14 protein-coding genes are annotated in these 16,265 nt (G+C 67.3%); 8 read left to right on the top strand and 6 right to left on the bottom strand.

The genetic code is table 11. The features are described from left to right. Nucleotides 1–7 precede the first annotated feature (7 nt). A complete protein-coding gene (locus AC30PD_RS00460) occupies nucleotides 8–904 on the bottom strand; it encodes a CorC family transporter (RefSeq protein WP_489533661.1) in 897 nt (298 codons plus the stop codon). A 178-nt stretch (nucleotides 905–1,082) separates the two neighbouring features. Between AC30PD_RS00460 and AC30PD_RS00465 the strand changes: the two genes are divergently transcribed. From AC30PD_RS00465 to hslU, 5 genes are all read left to right on the top strand, one after another. Beyond that, a complete protein-coding gene (locus AC30PD_RS00465; protein ID WP_489533662.1) occupies nucleotides 1,083–2,126 on the top strand; it encodes a CobW family GTP-binding protein in 1,044 nt (347 codons plus the stop codon). 165 nt (nucleotides 2,127–2,291) lie between these two features. Further along, the gene (dksA, locus tag AC30PD_RS00470) at nucleotides 2,292–3,236 is read left to right on the top strand and encodes an RNA polymerase-binding protein DksA (RefSeq protein WP_489533663.1); all 945 of its coding nucleotides are present in this window, start codon (nucleotides 2,292–2,294) and stop codon (nucleotides 3,234–3,236) included. 42 nt (nucleotides 3,237–3,278) lie between these two features. Continuing rightward, nucleotides 3,279–5,012, top strand: a complete 1,734-nt coding sequence (locus AC30PD_RS00475) for a hypothetical protein (protein WP_489533664.1) — start codon at nucleotides 3,279–3,281, stop codon at nucleotides 5,010–5,012. A gap of 71 nt (nucleotides 5,013–5,083) precedes the next feature. Then, nucleotides 5,084–5,620 (top strand): ATP-dependent protease subunit HslV, encoded by a 537-nt coding sequence (gene hslV / locus AC30PD_RS00480; protein WP_489533665.1) that lies wholly within the window; start codon nucleotides 5,084–5,086, stop codon nucleotides 5,618–5,620. 8 nt (nucleotides 5,621–5,628) lie between these two features. After that, nucleotides 5,629–6,978, top strand: a complete 1,350-nt coding sequence (hslU, locus tag AC30PD_RS00485) for an ATP-dependent protease ATPase subunit HslU (RefSeq protein ID WP_489533674.1) — start codon at nucleotides 5,629–5,631, stop codon at nucleotides 6,976–6,978. 3 nt (nucleotides 6,979–6,981) lie between these two features. Here hslU and AC30PD_RS00490 read toward each other — a convergent pair whose 3' ends face one another. The 3 genes from AC30PD_RS00490 to AC30PD_RS00500 all read right to left on the bottom strand — a co-directional run bounded on the left by AC30PD_RS00490 (nucleotide 6,982) and on the right by AC30PD_RS00500 (nucleotide 8,995). After that, the gene (locus tag AC30PD_RS00490; protein ID WP_489533666.1) at nucleotides 6,982–7,455 is read right to left on the bottom strand and encodes an OsmC family protein; all 474 of its coding nucleotides are present in this window, start codon (nucleotides 7,453–7,455) and stop codon (nucleotides 6,982–6,984) included. A 15-nt stretch (nucleotides 7,456–7,470) separates the two neighbouring features. Beyond that, complete coding sequence (locus AC30PD_RS00495) at nucleotides 7,471–8,238, bottom strand: type III pantothenate kinase (protein ID WP_489533667.1); 768 nt, start codon at nucleotides 8,236–8,238, stop codon at nucleotides 7,471–7,473. An 88-nt stretch (nucleotides 8,239–8,326) separates the two neighbouring features. Continuing rightward, nucleotides 8,327–8,995, bottom strand: a complete 669-nt coding sequence (locus AC30PD_RS00500) for a hypothetical protein (RefSeq protein WP_489533668.1) — start codon at nucleotides 8,993–8,995, stop codon at nucleotides 8,327–8,329. Nucleotides 8,996–9,229: 234 nt separating this feature from the next. On the opposite strand from AC30PD_RS00500, the gene AC30PD_RS00505 reads away from it, so the two are divergent. Together AC30PD_RS00505 and icmF are read left to right on the top strand one after the other, a co-directional pair. Beyond that, nucleotides 9,230–10,048, top strand: a complete 819-nt coding sequence (locus AC30PD_RS00505) for a PPK2 family polyphosphate kinase (RefSeq protein WP_489533675.1) — start codon at nucleotides 9,230–9,232, stop codon at nucleotides 10,046–10,048. Nucleotides 10,049–10,068: 20 nt separating this feature from the next. Then, nucleotides 10,069–13,365: a fused isobutyryl-CoA mutase/GTPase IcmF gene (gene icmF / locus AC30PD_RS00510; RefSeq protein ID WP_489533669.1), complete on the top strand. Its 3,297-nt coding sequence runs from the start codon at nucleotides 10,069–10,071 to the stop codon at nucleotides 13,363–13,365. Between the two features lie 15 nt (nucleotides 13,366–13,380). Here the strand turns inward: icmF and AC30PD_RS00515 are convergent, their stop codons facing one another. Continuing rightward, nucleotides 13,381–13,689, bottom strand: a complete 309-nt coding sequence (locus tag AC30PD_RS00515) for a 2Fe-2S iron-sulfur cluster-binding protein (protein ID WP_489533670.1) — start codon at nucleotides 13,687–13,689, stop codon at nucleotides 13,381–13,383. Nucleotides 13,690–13,735: 46 nt separating this feature from the next. Here AC30PD_RS00515 and AC30PD_RS00520 point away from each other — a divergent pair, with 46 nt between their 5' ends. Then, the gene (locus AC30PD_RS00520; RefSeq protein WP_489533671.1) at nucleotides 13,736–14,350 is read left to right on the top strand and encodes a histidine phosphatase family protein; all 615 of its coding nucleotides are present in this window, start codon (nucleotides 13,736–13,738) and stop codon (nucleotides 14,348–14,350) included. A 20-nt stretch (nucleotides 14,351–14,370) separates the two neighbouring features. Here the strand turns inward: AC30PD_RS00520 and AC30PD_RS00525 are convergent, their stop codons facing one another. Next, on the bottom strand, nucleotides 14,371–16,074 hold the full coding sequence (locus tag AC30PD_RS00525; protein ID WP_489533672.1) for an MBL fold metallo-hydrolase: 1,704 nt from the start codon (nucleotides 16,072–16,074) through the stop codon (nucleotides 14,371–14,373). Nucleotides 16,075–16,265 lie beyond the last annotated feature (191 nt).

Below are 16,265 nucleotides of genomic sequence, written 5' to 3' on the forward strand. Positions count from 1 at the left end.
GCGAGGTTCAGATGCCGTCGCCGCTGGCCACGGGCTCGGGCGCACGCGTGACCTTGAACCAGCGCACGGCCCCGCCACGCGTCAGCATCACCGAGAACATCAGCTCGCCGACGATCACCGCTTCGCCGCGCCGCGGCACGCGGCCGAGCTCGTGCGCGACCAGGCCGCCGATGCTGTCGAACTCGTCGTGCGGCAGCGCAGTGGTGAAGGCTTCGTTGACGGCCGCGATGTCCACATCACCGGCCACGCGCTGGCTGCCGTCGGCCAGCGTGTAGATGCCCGATTCGCCGTCCTTGTCGTCGAACTCGTCCTCGATCTCGCCGACGATCTCTTCGAGCACGTCTTCGATCGTGATCAGGCCGGCGGTGCTGCCGAACTCGTCGATCACGATCGCGAGGTGGTTGCGGTTCGAGCGAAAGTCGCGCAGCAGCTCGTTCAGGCCTTTGCTCTCGGGCACGAACACCGCCGGGCGCAGCAGCGTGCGCAGGTTCAAGTCGGGCGAGCGTTGCAGCTTGAGCAGGTCTTTCGCCATCAGGATGCCGATGACGTTCTCGCGCCCGCCTTCGTAGACCGGAAAGCGCGAGTGGCCGGTGTCGATCACCAGGTGCAGCAACTCGTCGTAATCAGAAGCGATGTCCAGCTGGTCCATGCGGCCGGCGGGCACCATCACGTCGCCGGCCGTCATGTCGGCCATGCGGATCACGCCTTCGAGCATCATGCGCGACTCGGGCTCGATCAGCTCCTTCTGCTCGGCGTCGGCCAGCGACTCGATCAGTTCGTCGCGCGAGTCGGGCCCTGGCGCCACCAGCTCGATGAGCTTTTGCAACAGCGTGCGGCGCGGAGCCGGCGGCGCTGCGTGCCTGTCGCCCCCACGCTGGGGGCGACCGGTATGGGGGTCGGACATCGAGCGAAGAGCGCAGAGTTCAGGTCGGCCAAGCTTACCCGAACGGGACGTGCGCGCCGCCGGCAGCGGGCGCTTGACACATCTGCTACCTTGAACCAGAGTCGTCGACCCCCATCTGACCAGACGGTTTCGCGACAGCCCCGGCCCCTCTCATTCACTTCAGCAAGGCAGCCCTTCCATGAGCCTCATCCCCGCCACCATCCTCACCGGCTTTCTCGGCTCGGGCAAGACGACGCTGCTCAAGCGCATCCTCACCGAAGCGCACGGCCAGAAGATCGCCGTGATCGAAAACGAGTTCGGCGACGAGAACATCGACAACGAGATCCTGGTGCAAGACGCCAAGGAGCAGATCATCCAGCTGAACAACGGCTGCGTCTGCTGCTCGATCCGCGAAGACCTGCGCACCACGCTCGCCGACCTGGCCGAGAAGCGCCGCAAGGGCGAGCTCAAGTTCGACCGCGTGGTGATCGAGACCACCGGCCTCGCCGACCCCGGCCCGGTGGCGCAGACCTTCTTCATGGACGACGAGATCGCCGAGAGTTACCTGCTCGACTCGATCCTGACGCTGGTCGACGCCAAACACGCCGAAAGCCAGCTCGACACCCGCCAGGAAGCGCGCCGTCAGATCGGCTTCGCCGACCAGATCTTCATCAGCAAGACCGACCTGGTCGACAACGCCAGCGTCGAGGCGCTGATCCACCGTGTGAAGCACATGAACCCGCGCGCCAAGCAAACCCGCGTGAACTTCGGCGACGTGCCGCTCGCCGATGTGTTCGACCTGCGTGGCTTCAACCTGAACGCCAAGCTCGACATCGACCCCGATTTCCTGAACGCCGACCCGCACGCCGGGCATGACCATGACCATGATCACCACGATCACGAGCACGGCGAACACTGCGACCACCCGCACCACCACGCGCACGACGACGACGTGAAGTCGTTCGTGTTCCGCGCCGACAAGGCCTTCAACCCGGCCAAGCTCGAAGAATTCCTCGGCGCCATCGTGCAGGTCTACGGCCCGAAGATGCTGCGTTACAAGGGCGTGCTGAACATGAAGGGCGCCGACCGCAAGGTGATCTTCCAGGGCGTGCACCAGCTGATGGGCAGCGACCTGGGCCCGAAATGGATGCCGGGCGAGAAAAAGACCAGCAAGATGGTCTTCATCGGCCTGGACCTGCCGCGCGACGTGTTTTTGCAGGGCCTGGAAGGCTGTCTCGTCTGAACCGTGCAGCCTGGCGCGCCTGCGCCGACGGGGTTTTTGCCCATCCCAAAAAGTTGCCAGCGGCCCGGGTTGCAACGTGACTACAATCCGCGGCGGTTAAAACCGCGGCGCCTTGGCGCAAGACCCTCATTCAAGAGGGTGTCATCGGTGATGTGAGGAGACCCCGTGAGCAAGACCCCGGCCCGCAAGGCGCCACCCCAGAAGCCCGCCGCCTCCAAACCCGCGCCTGCCAAGAAGGCGCCCGCCAAACCAGCGCCTGCCGCCAAGCCTGCAGCCAAGAAGACCGCTGCAGCCAAGGCCAAACCCGCCCCCGCCGCGAAGAGCGCGCCGCCCAAGGCCGCGCCTGCGCCCAAGAAACCCGTCAAGCCGGCCGTTGTCGCCAAACCCGCAGCCGCCGCGAAACCCGTACCGCCCCCGATGAAATCTGCTCCCCCGCCGGCTCCCGTGCCGGCCGCCCCCGCCGCCGTGCCGGCGGGATCTTCCGCCCCCGTGGTCTTGCGCAAGCCCGGCCGTGGTGCGTCGAAATACGCCGCACCGGCCGTTCAGGCACCGCTGCCGCCACCGACCTCGCGTTTTGCCGACCGCTTCGCGCCGCCTCGGCCGCCGACCCGGCAGATGAACAATCTGGAGCTCGACACGCCCCGCCTGGCCCAGAAGGCCGACCCGAAACTGGCCAACGCCTGGAAAACCAAGGCCGGGCGCGACCTGACCGAGCCCGAAGTGCTGGCCATGCCCGAGGCCGAGTACATGAACGACAAGCAGCTGGAGTTCTTCCGCTTCAAGCTGCAGACGCTCAAGGACGACTTGCTCAGCAACGCCGGTGAAACCACCGAACACCTGCGCGAAGACACTTCCATCGTTCCCGACCCGGCCGACCGCGCCACCATCGAGGAAGAGCACGCCCTGGAATTGCGCACCCGTGACCGGGAGCGCAAGCTGCTGAAGAAGATTTCACAGTCCCTGGCCCGCTTGGACTCCGGCGAGTACGGGTTCTGTGACGAAACCGGCGAACCCATAGGGTTGGGCCGGTTGATCGCCCGACCGACCGCTACACTGTCGCTGGAAGCCCAGCAACGGCGCGAACTCAAGCAGAAGATGTTCGGCGACTGAAGCGGGCACACGCTCGCATCGGCCCTGAAACCGAGCCCCGAGATGTCGGAACCCAAAGACACGACCAGTTTCTTCCGGAAAGTCGTCAAATTCGTGGCGAATCCGTCCACCGACTGGGCGGAACTGGGTGTGCCCACCGAAGAGGCGCGCGAGACCGAATACGCCAAGGGTGAACTCAAGGCGATGATCGAGCGCAAGCGGCGCAACGACTTCGTGCGCAAGCGCGAGTTCGACATGCTGCGCAAGGTGCGCCGCGAGGGCCTGACCAGCGAACAGCTTGCCGCGCTCGGCGGCTCGTCCCGCCTCGACGACTCGGAAGCCCGCATCGCCGACAGCGGCGCCAAGCCCGACAGCGGCGTCAAGGCCAAGATCGACGAGATCGAACAGCAGATGGTGGGCGACAGCTTCGTCGCCCCGCTGCGCCGCGCGCCCGAAGTGCGTTTGCCGCCCGCTGCTGCCGGCGCCGAGGCGCGCACGCCGGAGTTCTACAACGCCCCGACCGAGCCGGTGCCGCTGGGCGACGCCCTGAACCGCCCCAACCTGCCCGGTGCGGCCGGCGGCCGCGTCGTCGAAGCGGCGCCCGACCGTGGCCGCGCCCCGTCGCAGCCCGCCCCGCTGGCGCCCAGCATGGCGCCGTTGGCCTTCGACGCGGCCACGTCAGGCTTCGGCGACCCGTTTGCCGTGAATCTGGCCGAAGTGGTCCACGACCCGGAACTCGACGAGGCGGTGATCGCCTTTGCCAACGCCGACTTCGACCAGTGCGAACAAGCGCTCGTGGGCATGACAGTGCCCGGCGGTCCGCGCTCGCAAGACGCCGAAACCTGGCTCGTGCTGTTTGACCTGTACCGCGCCATCGGCCAGCAGCACAAATTCGAGAGCCTGGCGCTCGACTATGCGCAGCAGTTCGGCTGGTCGGCGCCGCAATGGTTTTCCATGCCCAAGCTGGTGGCCGACGCCGCCAGCGCCGACCGCCCGAAGCGGCCGCGCCTCGAAGGCCAGGTCGGCTGGGTCTGCCCCGAGTATGTGGACGCCGACGCGGTCGCCAAGCTGTCGTCCTTGACCTTGCAGATGCCCTTGCCCTGGGTTTTCGACTGGAGCGCCCTGAAAGGCATCGACGCAGAAGCCTGCGCCCGCCTGAGCGAGCTGTTCCGCAGCTGGATCCCGCAAGACCTCGACATGCGCTGGCTCGGCGGTGAGCGCCTGTTCACCGTGCTGCAAGACGCCTCGCCGACCGGCGTGCGCGATGTCGACCCGGCCTACTGGCAGGTGCGGCTCGACGCGCTGCGCATGGCCTACCGGCCCGACCAGTTCGACGAGACCGCGATCGACTACTGCGTGACCTACGAAGTCTCGCCACCCTCGTGGGAACGCGCGCGCTGCGAAGTGCGCGTGAGCGGCACGGGGGTGAGCACCACCTCGCCGCCGTTGTCGGTGGTGAGCGACGTGTCGACCAGCTTCATGGAGTCGCGCCTGACCGAAGACACCGGTGTGCTGCAAGTCGGCAGCGTCGAGCTGTCGGGGCAGCTGGTGGGTGACATCGGCGCCACGCTGACCAAGATGACGGCCGATCTCGGCACGTCGAACATCGTCAACGTGTCGTGCGCCCGCCTGATCCGGGTCGACTTCATCGCTGCCGGCGACCTGCTCAACTGGGTGCTGGCGCGGCGCAGCGAGAACCGCGGCGTCAATTTCGTCGACGCGCACCGCATGGTGGCGCTGTTCTTCGGCGCGATGGGCATCAACGAGCACGCCAAGGTCAAGGTCCGCACCGTCTGATCTCGGATCTTGATCTGCCCGGGCGCGGTCACAGCCCTTGACCCCGGTCGTTCCGGCCCCACATCGGCTCCATGGAAAACTATCACGGCACGACCATCCTGAGCGTGCGCCGCGGCAACGTGGTGGCGCTCGGCGGTGACGGGCAGGTCACGCTCGGCACCATCGTCGTCAAGGCGTCGGCGCGCAAGGTTCGCAAGCTGCACCACGACCAGGTGCTCGCCGGGTTTGCTGGCGCCACGGCCGATGCGTTCACGCTCTTCGAACGCTTCGAGGCCAAGCTCGAAAAACACCAGGGCCACCTGGTGCGCGCCGCGATCGAGCTGACGAAAGACTGGCGCACCGACCGCGTGCTGCGCCGTCTCGAAGCCATGCTCGCCGTGGCCGACCGCGAAGCCTCGCTGATCATCACCGGCAACGGCGACGTGCTCGAACCCGAACACGGCATCGTGTCGATCGGCTCCGGTGGCGCCTATGCCCAGGCTGCCGCCCGCGCCTTGCTGAGCAACAGCGAGCTCGCCCCGAAAGACGTGGTCAAGAAGTCGCTCGAGATTGCCGGCGAGTTGTGCATCTACACGAACCAGAACCACATCATCGAGACCCTCGACTGATGAGCAGCATGAAGTCCAGCATGACCCCGCAGGAGATCGTCTCCGAACTCGACCGCCACATCGTGGGCCAGGCGGGTGCCAAACGCGCCGTGGCGATCGCACTGCGCAACCGCTGGCGCCGCCAGCAGGTGGCCGAGCCGATGCGCGCCGAGATCACGCCGAAGAACATCCTGATGATCGGCCCCACCGGCGTGGGCAAGACCGAGATCGCGCGGCGCCTGGCCAGGCTCGCCGACGCGCCGTTCATCAAGGTCGAAGCGACCAAGTTCACCGAAGTCGGCTACGTCGGCAAGGACGTTGACTCGATCGTGCGTGACCTCGTCGACATGGCCGTCAAGCAGGAGCGCGAAAGCGCGATGCGTCGCCAGCGTGCCCGCGCCGAAGACGCTGCCGAAGACCGGGTGCTCGACATCCTGGTGCCGCCGGCGCGCAGCTCGGGCAGCGAGTTCGGCCTGGCACCGGCTGCTGCACCCCAGCCCGACAACACGGCCCGCCAGGTGATGCGCAAGCGCCTGCGCGAAGGTCTGCTGAACGACAAGGAAATCGAGCTCGAAGTGGCCGAAGCCAAGGCCGCGTTCGAGGTGATGAGCCCGCCCGGCATGGAAGAAATGGCCGAGCAGTTGAAGGGCATGTTCGCGAACATGGGCGGCGCGAAGAAGCGCCAGCGCAAGGTCCGCATCGACGAAGCGCTCAAGCTGCTGGTCGACGAAGAAGCGGCCAAGCTCGTCAACGACGAAGAAGTGAAAACCGCGGCGCTCGCCAACGCCGAGCAGAACGGCATCGTCTTCATCGACGAGATCGACAAGGTGACCTCGCGCTCCGAAGGCAGCGGCGCCGAAGTGTCGCGCCAGGGCGTGCAGCGCGACCTGCTGCCGCTGGTCGAAGGCACGACCGTGAACACCAAGTACGGCATGGTCAAGACCGACCACATGCTGTTCATTGCCTCGGGCGCGTTCCACCTGAGCAAACCGAGCGACCTGATCCCGGAACTGCAGGGCCGGTTTCCGATCCGCGTCGAGCTCGGCTCGCTGAGCGTGGACGACTTCGAGGCGATCCTCACGCAAACACACGCGAGCCTGGTCAAGCAGTACACCTTGCTGCTCGCCACCGAAGGCGTGGCGCTCGAGTTGCAGCCCGACGCGATCCGCCGCATCGCGCAGATCGCGTTCGACGTGAACGAGCGCACCGAAAACATCGGCGCGCGGCGTTTGTCGACCGTGATGGAACGGCTGCTCGACGAAGTGAGCTTCGATGCGCCGAACCGGGGCGGTCAGACCGTTCGCGTGGGCGCCGCCGAAGTCAACGACAAACTCTCAGAGCTCGCGAAGAACGAAGACCTGTCGCGCTACATCCTGTAGCGCTCAGTCGCGAAACACCGGCTCGCACAAGACCTCGCTCTTGACCGAGTTCGCGATGTAGCACTCTTCGTGGGCGGTGTGGTGCAGGTGTTCGATCTCGGCGCGCGTGGGAAGGTGTTCACCCGAGAACACCACCTCGGGCCTCAAGGTCACGCGCGTGACGGCCACCTTGCCCTGGGCGTTCTTTTCCATCACGCCAACCGCCGCGTCGAAGTAGCGGTCGACGCAGAACTTGCGCTTGGCCGCGATCGCCAGAAACCACAGCATGTGACAGCTCGACAGCGAAGCGACGAAGGCCTCTTCGGGGTCGACGGCCGCAGCGTCCGACCACGGCAGCGGCACCGAGTGGGGCGATGAAGAGCCCGCCACCACCGCCCCGCCGTCGAAGCGCATCTCGTGCCGCCGGCTGTAGCGGTTGGCCAGAAAGTCTTCGTGAGGCGCACGCTCCCACAAGATGTCGGCGGTGTATTCGGACACGTGAGTTCCTTGGCCTCACATCGCGAGGCGGTGCGACTGCAGTTGCAGCAGGCCTTCGAAGATGAGGGTGTCGACCGTCTCGAAGGGCAGGTCGGTGATCGGCGCGAGCTTGACCGCCGCGCCCCCGGTCATGATCAAGGCCGGCGCTTCGCCGGTGCGCGCCAGGAGCTTGCGGTGCATGCGCTCGACGGCGCCGGCGATCGCGTCGGAGCCGCCACTCATCAGCGCGTCGCTGGTGTTCTTCGGAAAGTCGACCGCCTCGCCGGTCGGCGCCTTCAAGCCGGCCGTGCCCATTTCGAGCGCTCGCAGCATCAGGCCGAAGCCGGGCAGGATCAAACCGCCGAGGAAACACCCGCTCGCGTCGATCGCATCCACCGTGACCGCCGTGCCGACCATCACCACCAGCGCCGGCCGCGCACGGCCCTGGGCCAGCACGCGGTGGCGGGCACCGATCAGCGCGACCCAGCGGTCCACGCCCAGGCGCGTCGGGTGGTCATAACTGTTGACGACACCGCAGGCCTGCCTGGCCGACGCGACCCAGCGTGGCTCCACATCCCAGAGTTCGAGCTGCTCTTCGACGCGGCGCTTCACGCCTTCGCCAGCCACCACGCAACCGAGCATGCTCGACGGCGCCGGCAACTGGCGCCATTCGTTGTCGGCCAGCTGGTCGATCGTTTCCAGGAACACCGCGCCGTGCGCGAGCAGCACGGCGCCCGGCTGTGGCGAGCTGTATTGCGCCCACTTCAGGCGCGTGTTGCCGATGTCGATGGCGAGGAAGCTCATGCAAATGCTCTCGGCGCTGGCGCACAGGCCGGCGCAGAAAGCACGCCGGGGTCGATTTCGGCGCAGTGTAAGCCGTTGCCTGCGCCCGTCAGGCCCGCGCGAACCCGGAGCCGGCGTGCTCGCCGAGCAACTGCCGCACCCGGTCGAGCGTGTGGTCGACGGTGATCGAGCGATGCGGCTTGCGCAAGCGCCCTTCGACCTCGCCGAGCAGGCCGGCCAGTTCGGCACGGCTGTGCGCGCGGCGCAGTTTCAGCAGGGTCAACGAACCCGTCACCGGCGCGTGGGCCCGCACCTCGCGCATGAGGATCAGCCGGGCTTCGGCGAAAGCCGGGTCGCTGCGCTGCAGCGCAGCGTGATCCGACGGCCACCAGGCATCGGCCGCGCCGGCCTGGCTGGCCACGGAATCGAGCGAAACCGAGTCGGGGTGCAGCGTGCGCGCCGCGGGCAAGGGGATCAGCGAGGAATCTTCGCCACCGATCGGCAAATCGATGTGCAAGGTGTCGGGTTCGGCCGCCGGCTCGTCGATCAGGAGTGAAAACGTGGGGTGGGCACGCATGACCAGGCCTTGCTCCACCAGATCGTCGAAGCAGGTCTTGGGCACGCCGGCTTTCGCGGCCAGCTGGATGATCTCTTCTTCGCTGCGGCGGCCATCGACGAGGAACAGCACCGTGCGGTGGCGCTGGCTCACACGGCGCGCACGGGTGGCGAGTTCAGCCTGTCCTTCGGCCGTCTTGACCGGTGTGGTACCTGCAAACATGGTCATCTCCCCGGGGGGTGCGGAACCCGCAGCCTCTCGATGCCCCGCATTCTGCCGGGGCCTGGCGGTGCCGCGCCGATGTTTCAAGAGGTTGCGGCGGTGCAATGTCACACCGCCCCGCCACACGCCGGAACCGCCGGTGAACCCGGCGCGTGGCATACACTCTGCGATTGACGTATACGTCAATTGAAGTCCACACCTTGCGGAGGCGGCTTGGCGAAAAACACCCCCGACCTGTCGGAGCACCAGTTCAGTGGCGCGTTGCGCGGCCGGGCGAAGCGGTTCGACTTGGAACGTTTCGACCCCGCCGCCAAACCGTTTTCGAGCGGTGACAAGGCGCGCGACAAAGCCGCGGTCGAAGCGCTCGCGCTCGAACTCGACACACTGCAGAACCTGTTCTACGCCGATCGCCGCTTCAAGTTGCTGGTGGTGCTGCAAGGCACCGACACCAGCGGCAAGGACGGCACGATTCGCGGTGTCTTCGGCCAGATGAGCGCGCTCGGTGTGCACACCGTCGGGTGGAAGGCGCCGACCGAGCCCGAGCGGGCGCACGACTACCTGTGGCGCATCCACGCCCAGGTGCCCGCCGCCGGTGAAGTGATGATCTTCAACCGCAGCCACTACGAAGACGTGCTCGTGCCGCACGTCAACGGCTGGATCACAGCCGAGCAGACGAAGCAGCGCTACGCCCACATCAACGACTTCGAGCGGATGCTCGTCGAGACCGGCACGGTCGTGTGCAAGTTCCTGCTGCACATCTCGAAAGACGAGCAGCGCGTGCGCCTGCAGGAGCGGCTCGACGACCCGACCAAGAACTGGAAGTTCGCGGTGGGCGACCTCGAAGCCCGCAAGCAGTGGCCCGCGTACCAGCAGGCCTACAGCGACGCGATCGCCGCGACCGGTACGGCGTGGGCGCCGTGGACCATCGTGCCCGCCGATTCCAAGACGCACCGCAACCTGATGATCGCCACGGTCCTGAAGCAGACACTGCTGGGGCTGAAGCTTCGCTACCCGCCGACCGACCCCGTATTGAAGAACATCAAGGTGGCTTGAAACCACGCCCGGAGACTGAAATGACCGACCTGTCCGCAGAATTCAAGGCCCTGGCCGAGTACCGGCCCACGCACAAGGTGCGCTTCGTGACCGCGGCGTCGCTGTTCGACGGCCACGACGCGGCCATCAACATCATGCGGCGCATCCTGCAGGGCATGGGCGCCGAGGTGGTGCACCTCGGCCACAACCGATCTGTCGATGAAGTGGTCACCGCCGCGTTGCAGGAGGACGCACAAGGCATCGCGATCAGTTCTTACCAGGGCGGCCATGTCGAGTACTTCAAGTACATGGTCGACCTGCTCAAGGCACGCGGCGGCGCACACATCCAGGTCTTCGGCGGCGGCGGCGGCGTGATCGTGCCGAGCGAGATCAGCGAGCTGCAGGGTTACGGCGTGACCCGCATCTACAGCCCTGAAGACGGCCAGCGCATGGGCCTGGCCGGCATGATCGGCGAGATGGTCATGCGCTGCGACCACGACCTGTCGCTGCACTCGCCCACCACGCTCTCGGCCATCCAGGGTTCGACCGAAGCGCACTGGCGTGCGCTGGCCCAGCTGATCACCGCACTCGAGAACGGCAAGGCCGGCGCCCCGCTCAAGGCCGAGCTGCATGCGGCCGCGAGTTCAGCCAAGACCCCCGTGCTCGGCATCACCGGCACCGGCGGCGCCGGCAAGTCGAGCCTGACCGACGAGCTGATCCGGCGCCTGCGGCTCGACCAGGGCGACACCTTGCGCGTGGCCGTGATCTCCATCGACCCGTCACGCCGCAAGAGCGGCGGCGCGCTGCTCGGCGACCGCATCCGCATGAACGCGATCGCGCCATGGTCGGGTGGGCAACGCGTCTTCATGCGCTCGCTCGCCACGCGCGATTTCGGCTCCGAGATCAGCCAGGCGCTGCCCGACGTGCTGGCGGCCGTGAAGGCGAACGGCAGCTTCGACCTGATCGTCGTCGAGACCTCGGGCATCGGCCAGGGCGACGCCGCCATCGTGCCGCTGGTCGACGTGCCGATGTACGTGATGACGCCCGAGTTCGGCGCCGCCAGCCAGCTCGAGAAGATCGACATGCTCGACTTCGCCGAGTTCGTGGCGATCAACAAGTTTGACCGCAAGGGCTCGCTCGATGCCTTGCGCGACGTGGCCAAGCAGGTGCAGCGCAACAAGGAAGCGTGGGGAACCAAGACCGAAGAGATGCCGGTGTTCGGCACCATGGCCAGCCGCTTCAACGACGACGGCGTGACCGCGCTGTACCAGGCGCTGCTGCCGCGTTTGGCGGCCCTCGGCATGAAGACGTCGGCCGGGCAACTGCCGAAAGCCGCCACGCGCCACAGCACCCACCAGGTGCCGATCGTGCCCGGCGCACGCGCCCGTTACCTCGCCGACATCGCCGACACGGTGCGCGGCTACAAGAAGCAGGCGCGCGCGCAGGCCACGCTCGCGCGCGAAGTGCAGCAACTGCGTGCCGCCGCGGCGATGCTCACGGTCGGCAAGCCCGACAAGCCGAAGGCCGCCGAAGCCGCGATCAACCTGGCCGAGCAGCGCGAAGCGCGCCAGGACCCGCAGGCCGCCAAGCTGCTCGGCATGTGGCCCGAGATGCAGAAGGCCTACGCGGGTGACGAGTACGTGGTGAAGATCCGCGACAAGGAGATCCGCACCGACCTCGTCTACACCTCGCTCTCGGGCAGCAAGATCCGCAAGGTGGCCTTGCCGACTTATGAAGACCACGGCGAGATCCTGAAGTGGCTGATGCTCGACAACGTGCCGGGCAGTTTCCCGTACACCGCCGGCACCTTCGCGTTCAAGCGTGAAGGCGAAGACCCGACCCGCATGTTCGCCGGCGAAGGCGATGCTTTCCGCACCAACACCCGCTTCAAGCTGCTGAGTTCGGGCATGGCCGCGAAACGGCTCTCCACCGCCTTCGACTCGGTCACGCTCTACGGCAACGACCCGGCGGTGCGGCCCGACATCTACGGCAAGGTCGGCAACTCGGGCGTGAGCATCGCGACGCTCGACGACATGAAGGTGTTGTATTCGGGCTTCGACCTCACGAACCCCGCCACTTCGGTGAGCATGACGATCAACGGCCCGGCGCCCACGATCCTGGCGATGTTCATGAACACCGCGATCGACCAGAACATCGACAAGTTCAAGGCCGACAACGGCCGCCAGCCTACCGCCGACGAAGCGCAGAAGATCACCGCGTGGGTGAAGGAGAACGTGCGCGGCACCGTGCAGGCCGACATCCTGAAAGAAGACCAGGGCCAGAACACCTGCATCTTCAGCACCGAGTTCAGCCTGAAGGTGATGGGCGACATCGCCGAGTACTTCGTGCACCACAAGGTGCGCAACTTCTACTCGGTGAGCATCTCGGGTTACCACATCGCCGAGGCCGGCGCGAACCCGATCTCGCAACTGGCCTTCACGCTCAGCAACGGCTTCACCTTCGTCGAAGCGTACCTGGCGCGCGGCATGCACATCGACGACTTCGCGCCGAACCTGAGCTTCTTCTTCAGCAACGGCATGGACCCGGAATACACCGTGCTCGGCCGCGTGGCGCGGCGCATCTGGGCGGTGGCGATGCGCGACCGCTACGGCGCGAACGAACGCAGCCAGAAGCTGAAGTACCACGTGCAGACCAGCGGCCGATCGCTGCACGCACAGGAGATCCAGTTCAACGACATCCGCACCACGCTGCAGGCGTTGATCGCGATCTACGACAACTGCAACTCGCTGCACACGAATGCGTTCGACGAAGCGATCACCACGCCGACCGAAGACTCGGTGCGGCGCGCGATGGCGATCCAGCTGATCATCAACCGCGAATGGGGCCTGGCGAAGAACGAGAACCCGAACCAGGGCGCCTTCATCATCGACGAGCTGACCGAATTGCTCGAAGAAGCCGTGCTCGCCGAGTTCGAGCGCATCGCCGAGCGCGGCGGCGTGCTCGGTGCGATGGAAACCGGCTACCAGCGCGGCAAGATCCAGGAAGAGTCGATGCACTACGAGATGCTGAAGCACACCGGCGAATACCCGATCGTCGGCGTGAACACCTTCCGCAACCCGCACGGCGACCCGGTGGCCGACACGCTGGAGCTGGCGCGTTCGACCGACGACGAGAAGCAGAGCCAGCTGAAGCGGCTCGCCGACTTCCACGCCCGCCACGCGAAAGAATCGCCGGCGATGCTGGCCGCGCTGCAGCAGGCCGTGATCGACAACCGCAACGTCTTCGAGCTGCTGATGCAGGCGGTGCGCTGCTGCTCGCTGGGGCAGATCACCGAAGCGCTGTTCCAGGTGGGCGGGCAGTACCGACGCAGCATGTGAGCGTGCGGCGGCGGGTCAAGGAGCGGCGCGAAGGTCCAGAACTTTCGCGCTCTCCAGCACCAGCGCCGACTCCGGCGCCGCCACACACGGCAGCACAAGGCCTTCAGCCTTCTCGTCCGCGCTCAGCCCCGGCCACTCGATGAGGTAGCCCACCCGCCCGCTGACGAGCCGGCACAGGCAGGCACGGCAGGTGCCATTGCGGCACGAGCTCGGCAGGACCAACCCGGCTTCGCGCGCCGAGCGAAGCAGCGGCAGCCCGGCGGGCGCCTCGAACCTGAGGCCGGCCGGCTCGATGGTGACGCTGAATCGCGGCGCGACGTCCATCACGTCAGTGCGACCGATCACGAGGCGTGCCGCCTATGATCGGCGCATGAGCCTTCTGTTGATCCGCCACGGCGAAACCGCCCTCAACGTCGCCCGCGTGCTGCAACCGGCCGACACACCGCTGAGCGCGCGCGGCATCGCGCAGGCCGAAGCGCTCGCAAGCCGCCTCGCGTCGATGAACGTGCAGGCCATCGTCAGCAGCGACCTGCCCCGCGCGCTGCGCACGGCCCAGGCCATCGCGGCCGCGACGGGCGCGCCCATCGAGACCACGCCGCTGCTGCAGGAACGCAACTTCGGCGACTGGCGCGGTCAGCCTTACGACGGCATGCCGATCAACCCGCTGACCATGCACGAGGCACCGCCCGGTGGCGAATCGGCAGCCGACTTCGGGCAGCGTGTGGCGCTCGCGTTCGCGCATGTGGTGCAACGCCAGGCCGAGACCGGCCGGCGCACGGCCGTGGTCACCCACGGCATGCTGATCCGCGTGCTGCTGGGTGCCCATGTGCGTCTGCCCGAAGGGGTGGCGCTGCCCACGCACTTCGGCAACACCTGCCTGAGCATCATCGACGCGCGCCCGCCGCATGCGGCCTCGCTCGTCAACTGCACCGCGCATCTGGAGCGTGGTGAGCGCGACGACGCTCACGCCTTGTCGGGCGGCTGACAGCGCGGGCACGCCGCGGCTCAGCACGGCTGTGTGGTCAGAACCCAGAGCCCGCCACGCTGCGCCGCCGCGCCGTCGTCGCGCAGCTTGAAGAGGTGCGCGGTCAGCGAGCGCATGGCCATCTTGTGCAGACGCGGTGGCACGTCGTCGTACACCTCGGCCAGCAAGGCCTCGCTGTCGGCCGGCCCGAGCGAACGCATCGCTGCCACCACCTTGGCTTCTCGCTTCAGCCGGTGCGCCACGATGGCCTGCATGGCCTGCTTCGGTTGCGCCATCAGGAAACCATGGCCGGGCGCGAGCCATTCGAGGTCGTGCGCCATCAGCTCGTGCAACGAGCGCAGGTAGGCCGCCATGTCGCCATCCGGCGGGTTGATGACGACCGTGGACGACTGCATCACGTGGTCGCCGGTGAAGAGCATCTTCTCTTCGACGAGCAGGTAACACACATGGTTCGAAGCGTGGCCCGGCGTGTGCACGGCCAACAGGGTGCTGTCGCCAGGCAGCTCGAAACGTTCACCGCCGGCCAGATGGGTGTGCGGTGCAAAGCTCGCGTCCTGCCACTCGGGGTGCGTGGCCACGCGGCCGAACACTTGGGCGCCGGTGCGCGCCTGCAGCGGCACGCAGGCGGGCGAGTGGTCGTTGTGCGTGTGGGTCGCGAAGATCCAGCGGATCGGCCCCGGCGCGGCCGCCATGATCGCTTCCACGTGGCGTTCGTCGAGCGGGCCCGGGTCGATCACGGCCCATTCGTTCGTGCTGCCACCACCGATGAGGTAGGTGTTGGTGCCCGGCCCCGTCATCATGCTGCCGTTGTTGGCGCTCACGCGGATGAGGCGCGGTGACAGGCGCACCGCCACACCGGGGTTGATGTCGTAGGAAGCATGCCCATGGCCGGCCGGGTCGATGCGCCCGAGCTCGGCCCAGGCATGTTCATCGGGCAACACCGGGCGCATGCCTCGCCCACCCTGCCCCACGCGCGGCATGGTCAGCGGCACGGTGCGGGGCGAGCGCGCCCAGGCAAGCAACTCGTCGACCGTCGCGTGGCGCCCCACCAGCTCCAGCGTTTTCTGCGTCGGCGTCATCAGCTTCATCTCGGCGCTGCGCGCGAGCGCTTCGGCCGGTGCGAGCCAGAGCTGCTCGACCATTTCGGTGCCGTCGAACGCGGCCGTTTGCGTGGGCGGCAAGGCGGCGATGAAAAAGCGCGTGTCGAAGCGCTTGGGGCGGCCGAACGGCGTGAGCCAGTGGCTCAGGTAGACGAGCCGGTCGACCGCCAGGCGCAGGCCGAACTCGCTGCAGAACGCGCTCAACGTGCGCTCGCCGCGGTGCAGCGGCCCGCGCCACGGCCCAAGCGATTCGCCGCGCACGTGGTCGAGCTCGACCAGCTCGCCGCTCTCGTCTGCCGCCAGCAGCAGGCCCGATTCCTCGAAACACTCGCGCACCGCAGCGATGAAGTAGTCGAGCCCGCCGCTGTCGAGCCCGAGTTTCGCGCTCGCGGTGGCATCGTCGAGCCCGACGCAGTGCGCATGCGCCGCGCGGTCACCCGCATCGACCATGCCGCCAGGGAAGACCCAGGCGCCGCTGAACTGGTCGTTGCTTTGGGTGCGGCGCGACAGCAGCACTTCGATGCCGGCGGCACCGTCGCGCACAACCACCACGGTGGAAGCGGCGCGCGCCGGTCGTTCGGCGGCAGAAGGGCTGGGGGGCGAAACGGTGTCGGTGGCTTGCATGGCAGAACGTCACTCGGGGTCGAAAGCCGAAGTCTGGCACGAGCCGACTCGGGCCAGCGCCGGGCCGCCCCAAGCGGCCCGAGTACCCGCTCGGCCGGTGGCGCCGGTATTCCGGCGCCGGGTGCCCCACCACTAGCCCAGGCGCTGCAACAAGGCCATGGCCGCGGCCGGTGCCTTCTCTTTCGCGCCGC

Origin of the sequence: Rhizobacter sp., assembly GCF_032229685.1 — a bacterium.
GTDB lineage: Bacteria > Pseudomonadota > Gammaproteobacteria > Burkholderiales > Burkholderiaceae_C > LMDS01.

What these genes read in the sequence shown, in the direction of transcription:
- AC30PD_RS00460 (WP_489533661.1), bottom strand. Translation starts at nt 904, where the DNA reads ATGTCCGACCCCCATACCGGTCGCCCCCAGCGTGGGGGCGACAGGCAC.
- AC30PD_RS00465 (WP_489533662.1), top strand. Translation starts at nt 1,083, where the DNA reads ATGAGCCTCATCCCCGCCACCATCCTCACCGGCTTTCTCGGCTCGGGC.
- AC30PD_RS00475 (WP_489533664.1), top strand. Translation starts at nt 3,279, where the DNA reads ATGTCGGAACCCAAAGACACGACCAGTTTCTTCCGGAAAGTCGTCAAA.
- hslV (WP_489533665.1), top strand. Translation starts at nt 5,084, where the DNA reads ATGGAAAACTATCACGGCACGACCATCCTGAGCGTGCGCCGCGGCAAC.
- hslU (WP_489533674.1), top strand. Translation starts at nt 5,629, where the DNA reads ATGAAGTCCAGCATGACCCCGCAGGAGATCGTCTCCGAACTCGACCGC.
- AC30PD_RS00495 (WP_489533667.1), bottom strand. Translation starts at nt 8,238, where the DNA reads ATGAGCTTCCTCGCCATCGACATCGGCAACACGCGCCTGAAGTGGGCG.
- AC30PD_RS00500 (WP_489533668.1), bottom strand. Translation starts at nt 8,995, where the DNA reads ATGTTTGCAGGTACCACACCGGTCAAGACGGCCGAAGGACAGGCTGAA.
- icmF (WP_489533669.1), top strand. Translation starts at nt 10,069, where the DNA reads ATGACCGACCTGTCCGCAGAATTCAAGGCCCTGGCCGAGTACCGGCCC.
- AC30PD_RS00515 (WP_489533670.1), bottom strand. Translation starts at nt 13,689, where the DNA reads ATGGACGTCGCGCCGCGATTCAGCGTCACCATCGAGCCGGCCGGCCTC.
- AC30PD_RS00520 (WP_489533671.1), top strand. Translation starts at nt 13,736, where the DNA reads ATGAGCCTTCTGTTGATCCGCCACGGCGAAACCGCCCTCAACGTCGCC.
- AC30PD_RS00525 (WP_489533672.1), bottom strand. Translation starts at nt 16,074, where the DNA reads ATGCAAGCCACCGACACCGTTTCGCCCCCCAGCCCTTCTGCCGCCGAA.